The 1713-nt window shown below is 68.6% G+C and carries 1 protein-coding gene; it reads left to right on the forward strand.

What is annotated here, in order from left to right; all coding sequences use genetic code 11:
* Positions 1-69: 69 nt before the first annotated feature.
* The gene (locus AC3ETA_RS47655; RefSeq protein WP_432199149.1) at positions 70-1650 is read left to right on the forward strand and encodes an IS1182 family transposase; all 1581 of its coding nucleotides are present in this window, start codon (positions 70-72) and stop codon (positions 1648-1650) included.
* Positions 1651-1713: the final 63 nt, after the last annotated feature.

Below are 1713 nucleotides of genomic sequence, written 5' to 3' on the forward strand. Positions count from 1 at the left end.
GCCTAGAAGGCTGCTGAAAATCTCGGGTTCTGGCCCCGGCTCGGTGGAGTCGGGGCCAGTCTTGTGGGCATGCAGGGCGAATGGGCCGGGGAGATGGTCGGGCCGGATGTGTGGGAGACCTGCCGGGAGTTGATCCCGGCCGGGAGTGTGTTCGCTTTCCTGGCCGAGCATCGCGATGTGCTGTTCCCGCCGGGGATGTTCGCGGACATGTATCCGTCGTCCAACGGCCGTCCAAGTCTGCCGCCGCAGGTCCTGGCCGCGACGGTGGTGCTGCAGAGCCTGCAGGGGCTGTCGGACTTTGAGACGGTCCAGGAACTGCGGTGTGACCTGCGGTGGAAGGCCGCTTGCGGGCTCGGCTTGTACGACACCGCATTTGATCCGTCGTTGCTGACGTACTTCCGGCGCCGACTGCGTCACTCGGCCGATCCGATGCGGATCTTCACCAGGGTGAAGGAAGTCGTGGCAGCGACGGGCGTGCTCAAGGGCAAGCAGCGGCGCGCTTTGGACTCCACGGTGCTTGATGACGCGGTGGCCACCCAGGACACCGTTACTCAGGTCATCTCCGCCATCCGCCGGGTGATCCGCGAGGTCCCCGGCGCCGGGGAGACGGCCGCGGAGCGCTGCCGGGCGCACGACTACGCCGACCCGGGCAAACCGAAGATCGCCTGGGACGACGAGGCCGCCCGCGCCACGCTGGTCGATGCGCTGGTTGCTGACGCCCTCAACCTGCTCGGGCACCTGCCCGAGCAGAACCTGGGCGAGAAGGCTGCGAACGCGGTCGGCCTGCTTGCCCTGGTCGCGGGCCAGGACGTGGAACCCGCCGAGGATTCCGACGGACGCGACGGCCGCTGGCGCATCGCCAAGCGCACGGTGGCGGACCGGACCGTGTCGACCGTCGATCCCGACGCACGGCACATCCACAAGAACCGCACTCGCCACCAGGACGGCTTCAAAGGGCATGCGTCCTTCGAACCGGAGAGCGGCCTGTTCACCGCCGTAGCTCTGACCAGCGGCTACGGTCCCGGCAACCACGAGGCCGCCGTTGCCTGTGATCTGCTGGCCGACGAGGAGGGCGAGTTAACCGTGCTCGGCGACTCCGCCTACGGCACAGGCGACCTGCGGGCACAATTACAGGCCGACGGCCACAGCCTGGTCATCAAGCCGCCGCCGCTGCGGCAGGTGATCCCCGGCGGGTTCACCATCGACGACTTCCGCATCGACCCAGCAGCCGGCACCGCCACCTGCCCGGCCGGAAACACCGCCAACCTCGGTCAGATCAAAGCGGACGGCACCCGCACCGCCCAGTTCAAGCGCCTGTGTGCCGGCTGCCCGCTGCGAGAACGGTGCACCACCTCCAGGACCGGACGCACCCTCAACGTCCACCCCCAGCACGAACTGCTGACCGCCGCCCGCGCCCAGGCCGCCACCGATGCTGAATGGCAGGACGAGTACCGCCGATGGCGGCCGCCGGTCGAACGGGCCATCGCCTGGCTCGTCGCCAAGGGCAACCGCCGGGTTCCCTACCGCGGCGTCTTCGCCAACAGCATCTGGCTCCACCACCGCGCCGCCGCCCTCAACCTCCGCCGACTGATCAACCTCGGACTCACCCGGACGAGCAACACCTGGCATCTCGCCAGGACCACCGCATAACGAAGAGGGCCGCCCGGCCCACGGCCGGACAGCCCCACAACAAGATTTTCAGCAGCCTTCTAG

Source organism: Streptomyces sp. bgisy027 (assembly GCF_057710365.1).

Excerpts from the sequence above, each read along its gene's own strand:
- AC3ETA_RS47655 (WP_432199149.1), top strand. The coding sequence starts at position 70 with ATGCAGGGCGAATGGGCCGGGGAGATGGTCGGGCCGGATGTGTGGGAG.